1 protein-coding gene is annotated in these 1,592 nt (G+C 71.4%); it reads left to right on the top strand.

Annotation, left to right across the window (positions count from 1 at the left end; translation table 11 throughout):
- Window positions 1-143: 143 nt before the first annotated feature.
- Window positions 144-1,592, top strand: a 1,449-nt coding sequence (locus E2E34_RS34160; RefSeq protein WP_138905697.1) for a M1 family metallopeptidase, incomplete at its 3' end; no start/stop codon positions are given.

Genomic DNA, 1,592 nt, shown 5'->3' with positions numbered 1-1,592 from the left:
GCTTCAAGGCGGGCGAGGGCCCCGTGTGGCGCCTGTGTGTGGCCGGGGCGACGCCGGGGGCGATGCCGGGTCGACGCCGAGGCGACGCCGGGTGAGGGGAACATTCCGCGCATAGGATCATCTGTGTGGATCAATGGACTCGCATACGCCGCACCGTTCCCGCCGTCGCCGTCGCCACCCTGCTCGCGCTCACGCCGGCGTCGTGCACGAGCCTCGGCGGCGTCGGCGGCGTGCGGGGCGCGCCGGGTACGTCGGGCGTGCGCGACCCGTACTTCCCGAGGCTCGGCAACGGCGGGTACGACGTACAGCACTACGCCCTGACCCTCGACTACACGCCGCGCCGCACGGCCGGCGGGGACCGCCCCGGCCGCACCGGCCGCGCGGACCACGGCGGCCCGCCCGGCCGGCTCACCGGCACGGCCGAGATCACCGCTCGCGCCACCCAGGACCTGAGTGCCTTCAACCTCGACCTCCACGGGCTGGACGTCACGTCCGCGACCGTCGAGGGGGCCGAGGCGGCGGTGAACCGCGCGGGCGACGAGCTGACGCTGCGCCCCGACACCGAACTGACCGACGGCCAGACCTTCACCACCGTCGTCCGCTACTCCGGCAACCCCGCCACCCTCGTCGACGCCGACGACTCCCGCGAGGGCTGGCTGACAACCCGGGACGGCGCGGTCGCGCTCGGCCAGCCGAGCGGGTCGATGACGTGGTTCCCCGGGAACAACCACCCGAGCGACAAGGCGTCGTACGACATCACGGTCACCGTGCCCAAGGGCCTGAAGGCTGTGTCCAACGGTGAGTTGCGGAGCGAGCGCACGCGCGGCGGCCGCACCACGTTCGCCTGGCACAACGGTGATCCCATGGCCAGCTACCTCGCCACCGTCGCCATCGGCACGTACGAGACGAAGACCTCGCGCACTCCGTCGGGCGTGCCCGTGTACACGGCCGTGGACCCGACGGTCGCCCGGAGCAGCGCGAAGGTCCTGGCCACCGTTCCCGAAGTGATGGAGTGGGCCGCCGAGAAGTTCGGTCCGTACCCCTTCTCCTCCACGGGCGCGATCGTCGAGCGCGGCAACGACTCCGAGTACGCGTTGGAGACCCAGACCAAGCCGGTCTTCCCCGGCGCGCCCGATCAGGGGCTGCTCGTCCACGAGCTGGCGCATCAGTGGTTCGGCGACTCGGTCACGCCGAAGACGTGGCGGGACATGTGGCTCAACGAGGGGTTCGCGACGTACGCGGAATGGCTGTGGGCGGAGGACGTCGAACGCATCCCGGTGGACACGAGCTTCCGCCGCGCCTTCGCCGAGAAGGCCAACTGGGCCTTCCCGCCCGCGAATCCGCCGTCGGCCGCCGAGATCTCGGACGAACCCGTCTACGGGCGGGGCGCGATGGTGATCCACAAGGTCCGTGAGGCGGTGGGCGACGACAAGTTCTACGCGATCGTGCGCGGCTGGACCGCCGCCCACCGCCACGGCAACGCGTCGACGGACGACTTCACGGCGTACGTCGAGAAGGAGTCCGGCAAGGATTTGAAGGGCCTGTGGGACACCTGGCTCTACGGAAAGAACAAGCCGGGAGGGGGCGGGGGG

Origin of the sequence: Streptomyces albidochromogenes, assembly GCF_005981925.1 — a bacterium.
GTDB classification, from domain to species: Bacteria; Actinomycetota; Actinomycetes; order Streptomycetales; family Streptomycetaceae; genus Streptomyces; species Streptomyces albidochromogenes.
Note: the sequence above shows the minus strand (reverse complement) of the source record. Positions and strands in the feature narration are given on the sequence as shown.